Source organism: Sporosarcina koreensis, from assembly GCF_000826145.2.
Taxonomy (GTDB): Bacteria; Bacillota; Bacilli; order Bacillales_A; family Planococcaceae; genus Sporosarcina; species Sporosarcina trichiuri.
Window position 1 is genome coordinate 893,306 of the sequence record NZ_LN651337.1, and the last position, 16,868, is coordinate 910,173.

14 protein-coding genes are annotated in these 16,868 nt (G+C 52.7%); all 14 read right to left on the minus strand.

Annotated features, from left to right (window positions below):
- Window positions 1–148: 148 nt before the first annotated feature.
- Window positions 149–1,210, minus strand: a complete 1,062-nt coding sequence (gene recA, locus BN1190_RS10210; RefSeq protein ID WP_040286799.1) for a recombinase RecA — start codon at window positions 1,208–1,210, stop codon at window positions 149–151.
- Between the two features lie 177 nt (window positions 1,211–1,387).
- Window positions 1,388–2,626, minus strand: coding sequence for a competence/damage-inducible protein A (locus BN1190_RS10215; protein ID WP_040286800.1), 1,239 nt, complete (start codon window positions 2,624–2,626; stop codon window positions 1,388–1,390).
- A 15-nt stretch (window positions 2,627–2,641) separates the two neighbouring features.
- Complete coding sequence (pgsA, locus tag BN1190_RS10220; protein ID WP_040286801.1) at window positions 2,642–3,220, minus strand: CDP-diacylglycerol--glycerol-3-phosphate 3-phosphatidyltransferase; 579 nt, start codon at window positions 3,218–3,220, stop codon at window positions 2,642–2,644.
- A 92-nt stretch (window positions 3,221–3,312) separates the two neighbouring features.
- Window positions 3,313–4,218 carry a helix-turn-helix domain-containing protein gene (locus BN1190_RS10225; protein ID WP_040286802.1) on the minus strand — a complete coding sequence of 302 codons (906 nt, stop codon included), beginning with the start codon at window positions 4,216–4,218 and terminating at the stop codon, window positions 3,313–3,315.
- A 17-nt stretch (window positions 4,219–4,235) separates the two neighbouring features.
- Window positions 4,236–5,033, minus strand: coding sequence for a YmfK family protein (locus tag BN1190_RS10230; RefSeq protein ID WP_040286803.1), 798 nt, complete (start codon window positions 5,031–5,033; stop codon window positions 4,236–4,238).
- 138 nt (window positions 5,034–5,171) lie between these two features.
- Entirely contained in the window at window positions 5,172–5,903 is a 732-nt protein-coding gene (gene ymfI / locus BN1190_RS10235) for an elongation factor P 5-aminopentanone reductase (protein WP_040286804.1), read from the minus strand.
- The gene (gene yfmH / locus BN1190_RS10240; RefSeq protein WP_040286805.1) at window positions 5,900–7,201 is read right to left on the minus strand and encodes an EF-P 5-aminopentanol modification-associated protein YfmH; all 1,302 of its coding nucleotides are present in this window, start codon (window positions 7,199–7,201) and stop codon (window positions 5,900–5,902) included. The genes ymfI and yfmH overlap by 4 nt, the downstream gene beginning before the upstream one ends.
- A complete protein-coding gene (yfmF, locus tag BN1190_RS10245; RefSeq protein WP_040286806.1) occupies window positions 7,194–8,480 on the minus strand; it encodes an EF-P 5-aminopentanol modification-associated protein YfmF in 1,287 nt (428 codons plus the stop codon). The genes yfmH and yfmF overlap by 8 nt, the downstream gene beginning before the upstream one ends.
- Window positions 8,481–8,657: 177 nt before the next feature.
- Window positions 8,658–9,620 carry an ABC transporter permease gene (locus BN1190_RS10250; RefSeq protein ID WP_040286807.1) on the minus strand — a complete coding sequence of 321 codons (963 nt, stop codon included), beginning with the start codon at window positions 9,618–9,620 and terminating at the stop codon, window positions 8,658–8,660.
- A gap of 1 nt (window position 9,621) precedes the next feature.
- The gene (locus tag BN1190_RS10255) at window positions 9,622–10,668 is read right to left on the minus strand and encodes an ABC transporter permease (RefSeq protein ID WP_040286808.1); all 1,047 of its coding nucleotides are present in this window, start codon (window positions 10,666–10,668) and stop codon (window positions 9,622–9,624) included.
- Window positions 10,661–12,229, minus strand: coding sequence for an ABC transporter ATP-binding protein (locus BN1190_RS10260; protein WP_040286809.1), 1,569 nt, complete (start codon window positions 12,227–12,229; stop codon window positions 10,661–10,663). The genes BN1190_RS10255 and BN1190_RS10260 overlap by 8 nt, the downstream gene beginning before the upstream one ends.
- A gap of 174 nt (window positions 12,230–12,403) precedes the next feature.
- On the minus strand, window positions 12,404–13,477 hold the full coding sequence (locus BN1190_RS10265; protein WP_040286810.1) for a BMP family lipoprotein: 1,074 nt from the start codon (window positions 13,475–13,477) through the stop codon (window positions 12,404–12,406).
- Between the two features lie 52 nt (window positions 13,478–13,529).
- Window positions 13,530–14,255 (minus strand): GntR family transcriptional regulator, encoded by a 726-nt coding sequence (locus tag BN1190_RS10270; RefSeq protein WP_040286811.1) that lies wholly within the window; start codon window positions 14,253–14,255, stop codon window positions 13,530–13,532.
- Window positions 14,256–14,414: 159 nt separating this feature from the next.
- Window positions 14,415–16,799: a DNA translocase FtsK gene (locus tag BN1190_RS10275; protein WP_040286812.1), complete on the minus strand. Its 2,385-nt coding sequence runs from the start codon at window positions 16,797–16,799 to the stop codon at window positions 14,415–14,417.
- Window positions 16,800–16,868 lie beyond the last annotated feature (69 nt).

The window sequence follows — 16,868 nt, forward strand, 5'->3', positions numbered from 1 at the left end:
TTTCAGCAAAATCTTTTCTTATGATGAGAGTTAGACAATTCTAATTGTATCGGTGTCATTCTGGCATGTCAAGATGGGAGATACAGGATTGTCGCTCTCAAACAGGAAAGCCGGCCCCCATGGACAGGCAGCCGGCATTTCCAATCTATTATTCTTCGTCTTCGAACAATGCAAGTTCTTCTTCGTCTTCGTTTTCGTCATGTGCTGCGATGACGTAATTATCCGTCGTCAATCCATAGCTGCTGCGGATCTTGTCGGAAATCTCGGAACGGATCGCCGGATTTTCCTTAAGGAACTGCTTGGCATTCTCACGTCCCTGCCCCATGCGTTCCCCTTCATAGGAATACCAGGCACCACTTTTCTGGACGACTTCCGCTTCGACACCGAGGTCGACGATTTCCCCTTCTTTGGAAATCCCCTCACCATACATGATATCCACTTCCGCCGTGCGGAAAGGCGGTGCCACTTTGTTTTTCACGACACGGACACGGGTCTTGTTCCCCATGATCTCGTTCCCGTGCTTGATAGCTTCACCGCGGCGCACTTCAAGACGGACGGAGGAATAGAATTTCAGTGCACGGCCGCCCGGGGTCACTTCCGGGTTCCCGAACATGACGCCGACTTTCTCACGGATCTGGTTGATGAAGACTGCGATCGTTTTGGATTTGTTAATGGCACCGGACAGTTTCCGGAGTGCCTGTGACATCAGGCGCGCCTGAAGGCCGACGTGGGAATCCCCCATCTCGCCTTCGATTTCCGCTTTCGGCACGAGGGCGGCCACTGAGTCGATGACGATGATATCGACTGCGCCGCTCCGGACAAGCGCTTCAGCGATTTCCAGTGCCTGCTCTCCGGTATCCGGCTGCGACAGCAGGAGTTCGTCGATATTGACGCCGAGTTTCTGCGCATATACCGGGTCGAGAGCATGCTCTGCATCGATGAAGGCGGCCTGTCCGCCTGATGCCTGCACTTCAGCGATCGCGTGGAGTGCGACAGTCGTCTTACCTGAACTTTCCGGTCCATAGATTTCGATGACACGGCCCCGCGGGTAGCCGCCTACGCCGAGCGCTGCATCCAGGGCAAGCGATCCTGTGGAGGAAGTGGCGATCTCCCTGTCGGTCTTTTCACCAAGTTTCATGACCGATCCCTTACCGAATTGCTTTTCTATCTGTTTCAACGCCTGATCCAACGCTGCTTTACGTTCGCTCAAAAAAATTCCTCCTTAAAGGTGTTTTCCAACTATCTCTACTATACTCCTTTTGAGAAAAATAAACAAGCAAAAAGCGAACGAGTATTCGACTTTTTGCTTGAAATCACCGATTTAATTGAGAAAATGCTCCACTTTAGAAGTCTAATTGAGAATACGGACGAAAAACAAAGTTTGCAGTCAGGCCGTCCGCAGCTTCCTTATGAGATAGTACAGCGTGAAATTCGCAGCCCTCATCCTGTTGGAATTCCGGGATCCCGACAGTTTCAGCTGGTAGGTTTCTGTTGAGCCCGCAAAGGAGATGCCGATCCATACGGTGCCGGCAGGCTGTCCATCATGCGGGTCAGGACCTGCAGCACCTGTCAGCCCGATGCCGATATCCGTCAGGAACCGCTTCCGGACACTCGCGGCCAGAGCCCCGGCACATTCACTGCTGACGACGCCATGGCGTTTCAGCATGGCTGGGTCGAGACCAAGCTGGCGGATCTTCTCTTCTTCCGTATAGACGGTCATACCGCCTTTGAGCGCTACGCTGATGCCGGCATGCTCTGCGAGAAGGGAGGTGAACAGACCCGCTGTCAGGCTTTCTGCTGCAGAGATGCTCAGCCCTTTTTCCTGAAGCAGCTCAGCAGCCTTCGAAGAGAGCGTATCGTCATCGAATCCGTAAATGAATTCTCCGACCTGTTCCTGCAGATCTCCGATAACAGGCAGGATCAGTGTCCGCGCCAGTTCAGGCGTGTCCGCTTTCGCCGTCAGCCGCAGTGTCACCCCATCCCTTGAGGCCAAAGGGGCGATGGTCGGATTCGACTGGCTGTCCAGCAGATCCTGCACCTTGAACGCGAGTTCCGCCTCCCCGATGCCATAGAACTTGACGACGGTCGAAACGATCGCTTCCTTGCGGCCGAGCGCCCTGTGCACATAGGGGATTGCAAGCTTCTCGAACATCGGCTCCATCTCGTGAGGAGGGCCGGGCAATAAGATATAAATATGATCATTTGCAGCAAGTGCCATACCGGGCGCCATCCCGTGATGATTTGCAAGGATGGTTGACCCTTTCAGGACGAGTGCCTGTTTGCGGTTGTTTGCTGTCATCTCCCGCCCTGTGCGTTCGAAATAGTCCTCTATGGAGTGCAGTGCATCCTCGTCCATTTCAAGTGCTATCCCTATATGCCGGGCGATCGTCTCTTTGGTCAGGTCATCTTTTGTCGGGCCGAGTCCGCCGGAGAAGACAAGCAGGTCCGCCCGTTCTTCTGCGATGCGGATCGCTTCTTCCAGACGCGCCGGATTGTCACCTGCGACCGTCTGATAGTATACATCCACACCGATTTCAGCGAGCCGGGAAGAGATGAATCGTGCGTTCGTATTTGTGATTTGTCCGAGCAGCAGCTCGGATCCCACTGCGATGATCTCCGCTTTCATTGTCCGCTGCCTCCTTTACATCGACTGTGTCAGCACATGCCGGTTTTTCACGAAATAATCCAATCCGGACCAGACAGTGAATACGAGACACAAATAGAGCATGACTGTGCCGAACGGGAAATTGACAGCTTCGAAGAAAATATTGTGCAGCAGCAGTGAAGCGATTGCGAGAATCTGTGTCACGGTCTTGATCTTGCCGAGCTGGTTGGCTGCGACCACTTCCCCTTCGCCTGCCAGCAGAAGCCGGAGACCGGTCACCGCAAACTCACGGCTGATGATGATGATGACAACCCAAGATGGCGCAGCTCCGAATTCCACTAAAATGATGAAGGCAGCTGACACGAGCAATTTGTCTGCGAGCGGATCCAAAAACTTTCCCATATTGGTGACGAGATTGTTTCTGCGTGCGATATAGCCGTCCAGCCAGTCAGTGGCGGATGCGAATATGAAGATCAGACCTCCGATGAACTGCTCGACCGGCAGTTCAGTCCCGCCGATCGAGATCATCCCCATCCCGAAATCAGCAAGCATGAATACGATGAATACCGGAATCAGCAGAACGCGGGATACTGTAATTTTGTTTGGCAAGTTCATAGGAATACGCTCCCTCTCTGTAGGTAAAAGTCCTTCCTGGCCCGGCTTGGCCGGAACAGGAAAGAAAAAAGTCATCGCAGCGGATGACTATTTCATTTTTTATATTGGATGATGATATTTTGAGTGATCTGATCGTTCGGATAAGACAGCGGTTCGCCATTCACGAGAATCTCGGTGAATTGCGTGCGTCCCACACGGATCCTCGCTGACTCCTGTCCGCTCAGATCGACGGTCTCTTCCTGTCCTGCTGTCATGACACGTGCGCCTTGCGGCATCAGTTCCTGACCTGCCGGATTTGTGATTCCGATCCAGGATTCGCCTTCTGGTTTGACCTTCACAGTAACCGAGAACTTCTCGGCATTCTCCAGTGTGAATGTCGAATCCGCACCTGATACGGAGGCCTGGGTCAAGGTCTGATCAGCAGCAGGTTCTTCCGGTTCTTCCGGCTCTTCTTCTTGCGCCGGCTGCTCCTCTTCATCTGTATCAGCATCTTCTTTTCCTTCGTCTTTCTTGCCGTCCTCTTCAAGTGTCGGCTGGTCTGACGGCTTATCGACCGTCAACTCATCCGCAGCGCCGGGCTCATCGGGTTTCTGTGTATTTGCCTGATGTTTATAGAGGAATATGACAACAGCCAATATGACGACGATGAAAAGAGCTGCGATAATCTTAGGCAGCATTTCATTCATCCTGCCTGACCGGCTGAAGCCTGTCTTCTGGTTCATCTGCGGGGCACTGCGCTGCACTTCCTCTTCCCGCATCTGGGCGGATGATTCGTTTTCACGATAGAGGGCCAGCATTTCCTGGGCATCAAGTCCGACCGCTTCGGCATATTGTTTGATGAATGCCCGGACATAGAAAGAGCCCGGCATCATGCTGTAATCCTCGTTCTCGATTCCTGCTAAATACCGTTTTTGTATTTTCGTTATTGCTTGTAAGTCATCCAGGGTATACCCTTTTGCTTTTCGTGCATCTTTCAGCCGTTCGCCCAATCCGGACAACTTAATCACCTGCCTGTTTAAAAATTGAACATACCGAAACCATCCGCGCTGCCGCGTCCTGAATTCATCACATTGTTATCGATGACTTCATATGTAATTTCCTGGTCTGGATCTGTCCGCAATTCAATAATGTAGTCAAAGTCTTCAATGGAGTATTCCGAGTGCTGTACGAACATGTCCGGGTGCTCGACAACTTTTGTGGAAGGAAGGCGCATCATTTCCCGAACAAGCTGCATATGCCGCTCATCTCCGGATTTTCTAGTCACGATGCCATCCAGAAGGAAAATATTGTCTTTCGAAAATTCATCGCCCATCAAACTGCTGCGCAATGTCTGCTTGATCATCGTGGAAGAGAGGAAGATCCACTTCTTATTTGCACAGACGCTGGCAGCAACAACGGATTCCGTTTTCCCGACCCGCGGCATTCCCCGGATACCGATCAGCTTATGACCGTCCTGTTTGAAAATTTCAGCCATGAAGTCCACAAGCACACCGAGTTCGCTGCGCAGGAACCGGAATGTCTTCCGGTCATCCTCCGTACGCTGGATGTAACGTCCGTGCCGCACTGCCAGGACATCGAGCAGCTTCGGCTGCCTCACTTTCCGGATTTCAATCGTATCCATGGTGGAAGCAATCAGTTCGAACCGTCTGATCTGGTCATCATCCTCTGTCCGTACGAGCATCCCCCGGGTATCTCCATCGACTCCATTGATCGTCACAATATTGACCCGGAGCATCCCTAATAATGAAGCAATGTCCCCGAGAAGTCCGGGACGGTTCACCTGCAGTTTGTATTCAAGATACCACTCACCCATCGGAACCCCTCCTTCGTCAGTAGACCGCTCACGTACATAGGACGCAGAAACGGACAGCTTAGTTTCTATAATAGCTGAATTAGCACGTGAGTGAAAGGAAAAACTAAAACAGGGAGACCCTGGGCAGAACGGAAACGGCTATATATACCAGCCGCCGTTCAGCTTCAGGATCTCCCCGGTCATGTAATCGGCTTTTCCGCTTGTCAGGAAACCGACAAGATCTGCCACTTCTTCAGGACGGCCCGGAATCTGCAGAGGAATCTCCTGCATGACGAGTGCGCGCTCCTCATCAGGAATCTCCTCATTCATCCTCGTCTCGATCCAGCCGGGAGCGATCCCGTTCACCCGGATGCCTCCGAATGCAGCCTCTTTGGCATATGCTTTGACGAATGCATGCTGGGCACCTTTCACACTGGAGTACATCACTTCACCCGCCGCTCCGGCACTGCCCCAGATGGAACCGATGAACACGACGTAAGCGGGAGCGTGTTTACGCAGTTTTGAGGACAGCAGACTGATCAGACGCGCAGGATTCTGGACGTGGACACGCCACAGGGCTTCCATCTCGTCTTCCGTCGTCTCGGTCAGGAGTTTCAGCGCGGACTGCCCGCCGGCAGCGACAATGCATGAAATATCACCTGCCGCCGTGGCAAGGGCATCGGCAGCCCCTTTTGCCGTGAAGTCTGCCTGCATACAGACGAATTCGCCATCCGGGTGCTCTTGCTGCAGGCTGTCACGCAGGTCTGCGGCCGCAGATCCATTCGTATTATACTGCATGCAGAGCGACCAGCCGTCCGCAGCGAGACGGCGGCAGATCGCCTGCCCGATCCCTCCGGATGCACCGAGGATGAGCGCCCTGCGCCTGGTCATCCCTGCTCGTTCCCCGTCGGATGGATCGTCAGCACGGTCTGTCCGTTTTCATAGTACAGATCACGGAATGCTTCCTTCATCTGTTCCACAGTCAGCTGTTCCAGAACAGGCACGACATCGAACAGATTCATCTCATTGAAATTATAATGGGTGAACTGGTTGGCGATATACTCCGGTGAATTGAGCGCCCTCATGAAGAGCCCGATCCGCTTCTTCCGGATCCTGTCCAGCTGGCCGTCCGTGATTGACCAATTGCTCTTAGCTTCATCCAGGACGCTGAAGATCAGCTTCTCCAGTTCCTCAGGGTGATCCGTATCCGAGCCGACGACCGCGAAACCGAATCCGTTCTCCAAGTTGAATTCATAGGAGAATGACTCGTCGATCAGCCCCTCGTTATACGCTTTTGTATAAAATTCAGAAGAACGGCCGAACAGAATATCGAGCGTCACATCGGATGCGAGCTCGCGGATGAGCATCTCTTTCCCGCTCATAGCCGTATTCCGGCATTTCGTTCCGATCATCAGCTTCGGCTTCGTGACGTCCATCCGCAGGTCGCTGCGCGTCTCGGCCGCTTCATCCGGCTCATCCGGGAACTGCCGGACGACAGGTTCAGGTGCCTTGAATGATTTCGAATGCTGGTCCTCTTTCACGAACTTCAACATTTCTGCAGGGTCGACATTACCCACCGCAAAGAACACCATGTTGGATGGGTGGTAGAACGTTTCATAGCATTCATACAGATGGTCGGCTGTGATGTCCTGAATGGTTTCGACGGTTCCCGCGATATCAATGCGGACCGGATGGTTCCTGAACAGATTTTCGATTGTCCCGAAGTACTGGCGCCAGTCCGGCTGGTCATCATACATCGTGATTTCCTGTGCGATGATGCCTTTTTCCTTCTCGACGGTCTTCTCTGTGAAATACGGCTGCTGTACGAAATCCAGGAGAGTCTTCGTGTTTTTGTACAGGTTCGATGTAGATGAAAACAAGTAGGAAGTCCGTGTGAATGACGTGAATGCATTTGCGGCTGCCGCATTTTCACTGAATTCCTGGAAGACATCCCCTTCTTCCTTTTCAAACATCTTGTGTTCCAGGAAGTGCGCAATCCCATCAGGGACCGTTACGTACTCCTTTCTATCCCGCGGGATGAATGTACGATCGACGGAGCCGTATTTTGTCGTGAATGTCACGTACGTCTTCGAAAACCCTTCTTTCGGAAGAACGTAGACGTTCAACCCATTCTCAAGCTTTTCGTGATACAGCGTTTCCTGCAGCTGATTGAAATGTATTTCATTCATCTTCGAGTGCCTCCCGTCCGGAAAGAAGATACGTGATCTCTTTCGTAAGCTGTCCCGCCATCTGCTGGACGTCTTCCTTCGTCACCTGTTCCCACTTCGCAATCAGGTGATCAGCGCGGAAGTTTTCGTCCAGCTGTTTATATTGGTCGTAAATATCGATCTGGCCTTTTGCCGAGTCGAATGCGCTGCGTATACTGTTCGACAGCAGTGCGAGCGTCTGCCTCATTTCCAGATCCGAGATCTTCCCTTGTTTCATGGCTTCGATCTGCTCACCGATCAATCTTGCCGTTTTTTCCTCTTCTTCCGCATCGATTCCCGACATGATATACAGCAGACCATACTGGGATGAATAGGAGCTGGAGCAGTAGTAGGCCAGACTCTCTTTTTCACGAACATTGACGAACAGCTTGCTGTGCGCAAATCCGCCGAGGACTCCGTTGGCCATCTGCATTTTCGGATAATCGGGATGGCGGAAGTCGACCGGCGTGCTGTAAGCCATGTTGAGTTTCCCCTGTTTCATGTCCTGTTTCTCGCGGATATGTTTCGGCGGGGTCTCCCCGGAATGCTCATGACCGGCCGGCTGGACCGTTTGACGGTCTCCCGCCGGGAAGCTGAACAGGTCTTTCACCTGTTCGATCATCTGCTGCTCATCGATATCGCCGAGCACGTAGATATCGATCGAGTCGTTGTTCAGCATGCTGTCGTATGTCTGTCTGAGCGTTTCTGCCGTCACGGCCAGTACAGCCTCCTCCGATCCGTTCGCGGAGAGGGATGCCGGTTCGCCCGGGCGGATCAGTTCGAGCATCCGCTTGTTGGCGTAGCGAGTCTTGTCGTTGTAGACGGAGCGGATCCGATCCGCCACCGATTGTTTCTCACGTTCGACGATCGTTTCACTGAACGCTCCGTCTGTGAGGTTCGGCTCGAACAGGCTCTCCTTGACCAGAGACAGCAGCTGCTCGAACACCGGGCCATCCGGATTGTTCAGATACTCATCGTTGACACTTTCCGCAAACAGCATCAGGCTGTGTTGGTTCCCCCGCTTGCCCGTGTCCGTGTAGAATACCGCACCATACAGCTCTTCGAGAGCCTGGCGCAGTTTCGTGCGGGTCGGATAATGGGCAGTCGAGTCTTCCAGGACATTCGCAAGCACCGTACGGGCTCCCGCGGACTCCTCTGTCAGAGGCGCCGTGAATTTGATGGAGAGACTGATGGTTTTGAACTGAGCAGTCGGGCGTGTATAAAGAGTGACACCGGGCTGCAGAATAGTTTTGTTGAACATTCACCTACACCTCGATTTATCAAAATGGATTCAGTTCATTCACGTACAAAGCGTACAGTAGCAGTATGCTTCTTTCCAACTTCACTATACATTTCCAAAGTGGCGCATTCAAGCGAAGGGACCCACAAAAAAACTGCCCCGCGCCATCCTTTGCAGGACAGCCGGGACAGTCTGATATCAACGGGACCCTTTGACGTACGGATCACCGAGTGCTTTCGGACCATTCGCCCGACCGATGAATCCGGCCAGTGCAACGATTGTCAGCACATATGGCAGGATGTACAGCACGAACGATGGGACGTTTTCCATGAACGGCAGCGACGAGGAGTTGATCGCCAGCGCCTGTGCGAAGCCGAAGAAGATGGCAGCGCCCATTGCTCCGATCGGATGCCATTTTCCGAAGATCATCGCAGCCAGCGCCATGAAGCCCTGGCCGTTGATAGTCGCATGGCCGAAGTCATTTGTCATCGTCTGGGCATAGACGGCACCGCCCATACCGGCAAGTCCGCCGGAGATGATGACAGCGATGTAACGGATGCGGTTGACCTTGATCCCCATCGTATCAGCTGCCATCGGATGCTCACCGACAGAACGGAGACGCAGGCCGAATGGCGTTTTGTAGATGATGAACCAGGCGAGAACCGCTATGGAGATTGCCAAGATCGACGAACCATATACCGACTTGAAGAACATCGGACCAAGTACAGGGATGTCCTTCAAGAAGGGAATGTTGAAGCGGGCGATCTTTTCCTGGATGAAATCCGTCTGCCCTTTCCCGTAGATCATCTTCACCGAGAATAGGGCGATCGCGATCCCCAGCAGGTTGATGGCCACCCCTGAGACGACCTGGTCGGCGCGGAAGGTTATCGAAGCGACCGCATGCATCAGCGAGAAGATCGCCGATACCAGCATGGCTGCAAGAATCGAAACCCACGGTGTCCAGGCGCCGAATGTATCGGCGAAGAACAAGTTGAATACGATACCGACGAACGCACCCATGACCATAAGACCTTCCAGCCCGATATTGATGACACCGGAGCGTTCGGAGAACACTCCGCCAATCGCTGTGAAGATGAGGGGGGCTGCATACGCAATCGACAAAGGTACGATTATATACAATACATTAAGGAGCGTACTCATCTCACTTCGCCTCCTTTTTCTTGCTCAGTCGCAGCAAGCCGACCCGGATGATATAGCCTGATGCTACAAAGAATATGATTAACGCAATGACAATCGAAACGATTTCAATCGGGATATTGGCGGCATTCGGCATGTTGTTCGCACCGTATTTGAGGGAACCGAACAAGCTGGCACCGAATATTACGCCAAGCGGTGTATTGGCACCAAGGAGCGCAACGGCGATCCCATCGAATCCGATTCCGGTGAAACCGGCACGGGACGAAATATTTCCGAACGTTCCGAGTGCTTCCATGGCACCGCCGAGACCGGCGAACGCCCCTGAAATGACCATTGCCAGGATGATGTTCTTCTTCACGTTCATACCGGCATACTGTGCAGCGTTCTCATTGAACCCTACGGACTTGAGCTCATAACCGAGCTTCATGCGCTCGAGGATGAACCACATGATGAACACCATGAACAGTGCAACGAAAATACCATAGTGGAGTGTCGAGAAATCCGTCAGCTCCGATAGGAAATCCGATCGCAGTGATGCCGTATCCTGGATTTTATCCAGCTTGAAGCCGCCGCCTGAAATCGTCTTGATGAGCGCATTGACGATATGAAGGGCAATGTAGTTCATCATGATCGTGACGATAACTTCGTGGACTTTGAGTGTCGCTTTCAGAAGTCCCGGGATGAGTCCCCAGATTGCACCGGCAGCAGCTGCTGCCAGGAGTGCAAGCGGCAAGTGGATGACTTTCGGCAGTTCGAACGCCATTCCGACGTAGGCAGCCACGAACCAGCCGACGATGAGCTGTCCTTCCACACCGATATTGAACAGGCCGGTGCGGAATGCAAATGCGACAGCAAGTCCCGCAAGTATGTACGGGCTGATCTGGCGGATCGTTTCACCGATCGCATAGGAATCTCCGAAAATGCCGTTCCATAACGCAGCATAGCCTGCCACGGGATCATATCCGCTGACCAGCATGACAACAGCTCCTACAAGCAATCCGAGGATGATCGAGATTACCGGAACGAGCAGATTGATAATACGATTAGACATGCTTGTCGTCACCTTCTTTCAAAACAGGGCTTTCCTTACTTTCAGCAATTTCTTTTTTGTCATGACCGGCCATGAACAGTCCAAGTTCCTGCTCTGTTGTTTCTGCCGGTGTTACCGTATCGACGATGGCTCCGTCGTAGATGACCGCAATCTTATCGGACACATTCATGACTTCATCCAGCTCGAAGGAGATGAGCAGGACAGCCTTCCCCTGGTCCCGCTGCTCGATGAGACGTCTGTGGATGAATTCGATAGCTCCGACATCCAGTCCGCGCGTCGGCAGAGCGGCAATCAGGAAATCAGGATTGCGTTCGACTTCCCGCCCGATGATCAGCTTCTGCTGGTTACCGCCGGACAGGGCTCTGGCCAGTTCGTGCTCCCCCTGTGTCCGGACATCATAGTCCGCGATGATCTTATTGGCATGGTCGGCGACAGCTTTGTAGTTCATGAGACCGTTCGACGAAAACGGTTTCTGGTAATACGACTGCAGGGCGGCGTTATACCCGACACTGAAGTCGAGGACGAGACCGTGTTTGTGGCGGTCTTGCGGAATATGGCCGAGACCTGTCTCTGTAATCGTCCGCGGTTTGCGGTTTGTAATATCCTTGCCGCCGAGGATGATCTTCCCAGATTTAACTTTGCGCAGACCGGTGATCGCCTCGATCAGCTCAGACTGACCGTTGCCGTCGATACCTGCCAGCCCGACAATTTCGCCTCTCCGGACAGAAAGATTCAGGTTTTTGACTTTGTTGACATTGCGGTAGTCCGCCACTATCAGGTCCTGTATCGACAGGATTTCTTCGGTCGGCACTGCCGGTTTCTTTTCCGTCTTGAACGTCACCTGGCGTCCGACCATCAGGGTTGCAAGTTCTTCCGGATTGGTCTCTTCGGTGATCACCGTTCCAATCCCTTCGCCCTTCCGGATGACTGTCACCCGGTCGGACACCGACATGATCTCCTGCAGTTTGTGTGTGATGAGTATGATGGATTTCCCTTCTTCGATCAGCTTATGCATGATGCGGATCAGCTCATCGATTTCCTGTGGTGTCAGGGAAGCTGTCGGCTCATCGAATATCAGGATTTCCGCACCGCGATAAAGCGTTTTCAGAATTTCCACACGCTGCTGCATTCCGACGGAAATATCCTCGATTTTAGCGGACGGATCGACATTCAATCCGTAAAGCTTCGAAATCTCGGCAACTTTCTTGGCGGAGTCTTTGATGTTGATCCTCCCGCCTTTGGTCGGTTCGCTGCCCAGGATGATGTTTTCTGTTACTGTCAGATTTTCAACGAGCATGAAGTGCTGGTGGACCATGCCGATCCCGAGATCGTTGGCAACATTCGGATCCGTGATATTGACTGCTTTGCCATTCACTTTGATCTGTCCGCCATCCGGCTGGTACAGGCCGAACAGGACGTTCATCAGAGTGGATTTACCCGCACCGTTTTCGCCGAGCAACGCATGGATTTCTCCCTTTTCCAGCTGAAGGGTAATATTTTTGTTCGCATAGAAATTGCCGAATTTCTTATCAATATTCAGCATCTCGATGACGTATTCCACAGTTCTCACTTCCTTGCGTATAGTTTCTGCCTCATTAAAATTGACACAATAAAAGATTTTGGAACAAAATCTTTTAGTCTGGCAACTTACCGGGCTCCGACCCACCAATTATGTATACAAAAGAACGAAGGCCGGATTGCACCGGCCCCCATCATTCAAATCCATGAGCTTTTCTTACTTTTCACCTGGTACTTCAATTTCGCCGTCAGCGATTTTCTTGCTGTATTCGTCGATTTTTGCAAGAACGTCTTCCGGAATCGCACCGCGGGAGTCAGCAAGTGCCACCCCTTCGTCATGGAGACCGTAGACTTTTGTTTCGCCGCCAGGGAACTTGTCTTCTTTCGCCAATTCAGCGACGTCGTTAACCGCATTGTCCACACGCTTCAGCATGGAAGTGAGTGTTACGTTGTCATCGCCGACCTGTCCTTCGTCGTACTGGTCGGAGTCGACACCGATGACCCATACATAAGCGTCTTTGTCAGCTGACTTGCGTTCTTTCGCTTCACTGAACACACCGTTTCCTGATCCGCCGGCAGCGTGGAAGATGATATCCACACCTTCGGAATACATACGGTTCGCTGCTGCTTTACCAAGTTCCGCCTTATCGAACGCGCCAGTGTACTGGACATCCACTTTAAGATCTGGCTTCACTGCTTTGACGCCTTCAAGGAAACCGACTTCGAAACGCTCGATGACCGGGATTTCCATACCGCCGACAAAACCGATTTTGTCCGATTTCGTCATGAGAGCAGCTGCAACTCCAGCGAGGTAGGCACCTTCCTGCTCCTTGAAGAGGATGCTTGCAACGTTCGGCTGGTCCACTACGCCGTCAATGATTGCAAACTCAGTGTCCTTCTGCTGAGTTGCGATCGAGTCGATAGCATCTTCCATCAGGAAACCTACTCCGAATACAAGATTGAAGTCGCGTCGTGCAAGCGCATTCAAGTTTGTTGTGTAGTCTGCGTCACTTTGTGATTGCAGGTAATCGAAGCCGCCGTCGCCTTTCTTAAGATCATTCGATTCACCGAATTCCTGAATCCCTTTCCAAGCGGATTGGTTGAACGACTTATCGTCGATACCGCCGACATCTGTAACCATAGCCACAGAGAATTCAGAAGACTTGTCTCCGCCAGAAGCTGAGCCTTTGTCATTCCCCTTGCTGTCATCCTTGTCTGAACCACAAGCTCCCAACACTGTGCCTGCAGCAAGTACGAGGGACAGGGCAAGACCGAATCTGCGTTTACTCATGTTTGTGTGACCTCCCTATTTATATGTTGGTATGATGAGGGCGGAATCCGCCTTATACCCGTTTCCGGACTACATGGAAGCTGAATTTATCAGCACGGAAGTAATTCTTCGAAAGAAGCACCATTTCACCAGTGTCTGTGTAGTGCTTCTGCAACAGGACGAGAAGAGGTACATCGACCCCGCACCGCAGGATGGATGATGCTTCCTGATCATATCCCACTGGTTCAATATGTGCAATAGCCTGTGCGATATGGATCTTACCATCTTGTTCAAGCGCGTCGAAAAGCGAATTTTTCATCAATTCAGAGGAAGTATTCCGTAAACTGCCGGATTTAACCTGATCGATACAATAGACGACCGGTTCCCCGTCCGCTGTGCGGACCCTCTTAATTGTAACAATGGAATCCTCCGCAGCGCAACCGAACTTTTCAATGCTGTCATCCGCAGCCGGTGCTTCCGTCACTTCCATGAAAATCGTGCCGGGTTCCATGCCTGCATTGCGGATCATCGTTGACACACTGGATAATTCCTCGATCCCTGATGAGAAGACTGGACTTGGTTTCAGGAATGTACCGACACCATGCTTGCGGACAATCACTTTCTCTTCTTCCAAGACACGCAGTGCTTCACGCAGCGTCGCGCGGCTGACACCAAGTGTCCTGGCGAGCTCGAATTCAGAAGGGAACTTCTCATTTTCCTTGAAAACGCCGGCTTCGATGTTCTGCTTGATGTGCTCAATGACTTGGACATACAGATGCCGCTGGTCTGCCTTGATCACAAATCCATCTCCCTCCGGTTGAGGTCAGACCTCTGATGTTATACGTCGTTCCATTCAACCATACTATAACATTACCGGGGGAGAAAATAAACAATGCATTTTAAAAAAACTTGTAAGAGAGTGACTTTCTGTTCATCTTCCGACAATCTTTCAACAGGATTACTCCGCCGCATCCCTGTCCGCCAGGACCTGCCGCGGTTTGCTGCCTTCCGGCGGCCCGACGACGCCCCTCATCTCCATCTGATCGACAATACGGGCGGCACGGGAATAGCCGATACGGAATCTTCTCTGCAGCAGAGATACGGAAGCGGTCTGCATTTCGACGACCAGCTGCACCGCTTCATCGTACAGGTCATCCGTTTCTTCCATTTCATGCACTTCTTCGGTTTCTGAAGGGATCATCTCTTCCTGATATTGCGCTTTTTGCTGCTGGATGACGAAATCGACGACGGATTCCACTTCGCGGTCTGACACGAAAGCGCCCTGCACCCGCGTCGGTTTCGAAGCACCCGCCGGCAGGAACAGCATATCCCCCCTGCCGAGCAGTTTTTCGGCACCGCCGCTGTCGAGGATCGTCCTTGAATCGACCGCTGAAGAGACCGCGAAAGCGATACGGGACGGGATATTCGCTTTGATGATGCCTGTGATGACATCCACACTCGGCCGCTGGGTCGCGATAATGAGGTGGATGCCGGCAGCCCGTGCCATTTGTGCAAGGCGTGTGATGGCATCTTCCACTTCGTTCGAGGCGACCATCATCAGGTCGGCGAGTTCATCGACAATGACGACGATATACGGCATCTTCGGGTGCTTTTCATCGTTTTCCTCGTTCCATTGGTCGATATGATCATTGTACCCTTCAATATTACGTGTTCCGGTATGTGAGAACAGTTCGTACCTCCGTTCCATTTCCGCGACCACTTTCTTCAGTGCCTGCGCCGCTTTCCTCGGGTCTGTCACGACAGGTGCCAGGAGATGCGGGATGCCATTATAGACGTTCAGCTCAACCATCTTCGGGTCGATCATCATCATCTTCACTTCGTGCGGTTTTGCCCGCATGATGATGCTGATGATGATGCCGTTGACACAGACACTTTTCCCGCTTCCAGTCGCCCCTGCAATCAGGACGTGCGGCATCTTATTCAGCTCGGCAAGCATCGCCTCGCCGCTGACGTCGCGGCCGAGCGCGATCAGCAGCTTGGAATCAGGACGGTTGTTCTGTTTTGCTTCGAGCACTTCCCGCAGACTGACGACAGCGACAGCTTTGTTCGGCACTTCGATTCCGACCGCGGATTTCCCGGGGATCGGCGCTTCGATCCGGATACCGCTTGCAGCGAGGGCAAGGGCGATATCATCTGCGAGACTGACGATCCGGCTCACTTTGACACCGGTGTCCGGCAGCACCTCATACTTCGTCACGGCCGGTCCTAAGTGCACTTGTGTCACCCGCGCCTTCACACCGAAACTGTGGAACGTCCTCTCCAATTTCTGCGCATTCGCCTGGATTGCATTATATTCACCTGACTGGTCGTTTTCCGGCGGCTGTTTGAGGAGATTGAAGGACGGCAGCTGGTAGGACTCATTCTCCTCCTCCCCAGACACGCCTTGATATGGGTCTCCCGCTTCCGGTACAGCTGGCTTGTCATCCTGCTCTTCTGCCGGCTCCGGCCGCGGCGGCTGAGGGGCGGCCATGCTGCTTTCCGGCTGTTCCTTCTCCTCGGCGGCGCGCTCATTGAATGCCGAGATGATCGGCTGGACATATGGCTCTTCGGGAGCCGCCTGAGGTTCCGCGGGCTGTGCAATTTGCTCGCTGGCCGGCTTTTCCTTTTCCTTCTGATGCCTGCCCGCCCGGGTCCCTGCCGTCTTTTTCGCAGTCTTTTCAGGTTTCACCTTCGGCTGCGGTTTGAAATCGATGCTCTGCACTTTCTGTTTCAGCGAGGCGAAGGCAGCCGGGAACCACTCTGCCAAGTAAGGAGCGAGTGCTTTCCCCGTGATCAGGATGAGCCCCGTCAACAAGAGAAGCACTCCCGCTACCGCAGCGCCGGCAGAATCGAACAGCGAGAAGAACATTGCAAAAAGGACGGCGCCGACCATGCCGCCTCCGAGTGATCCGCTCCGTGTGCTGATTCCCCCGTTTGTGATGAGCACGTTCCATGTCTCTTTCAATGAGGAATCCGACAGCAGGACACGGCTTGCATATAATTCTTTGAATAATAATATATGGCTGAATAAAAGCAGACTTCCGAGTATGCACAAACTTCCCCCGACAATCCGGTTCTTCCAGCCCAGCTCGCCCCGTTTCACCATGAAGACAAGCGCCTGCAGAATCAGCATGAGCGGAAGTGCACCATGCCAGTTGCCGAACAGGAAGCGGCCTGCTGAGCCCAACCCTCTTCCGACCGGTCCGAATTCGAATAGGATGATGACGGCAAGTGCCAGCATGGCGAGACCGACCACTTCGAACAGGAGGGGATTCAGCTGTTTCTTGCCTTTCTTTTTCGGTGAGGGCCTTCTCTTTTTCTTTTTCGAGACTTTCTTGGACATGCTCTGCCTCCTTTTTGCGAAAAAAGGATTTCCCGCCTGACGGCAAGGAAATCCTCGAAAGATTGTTCA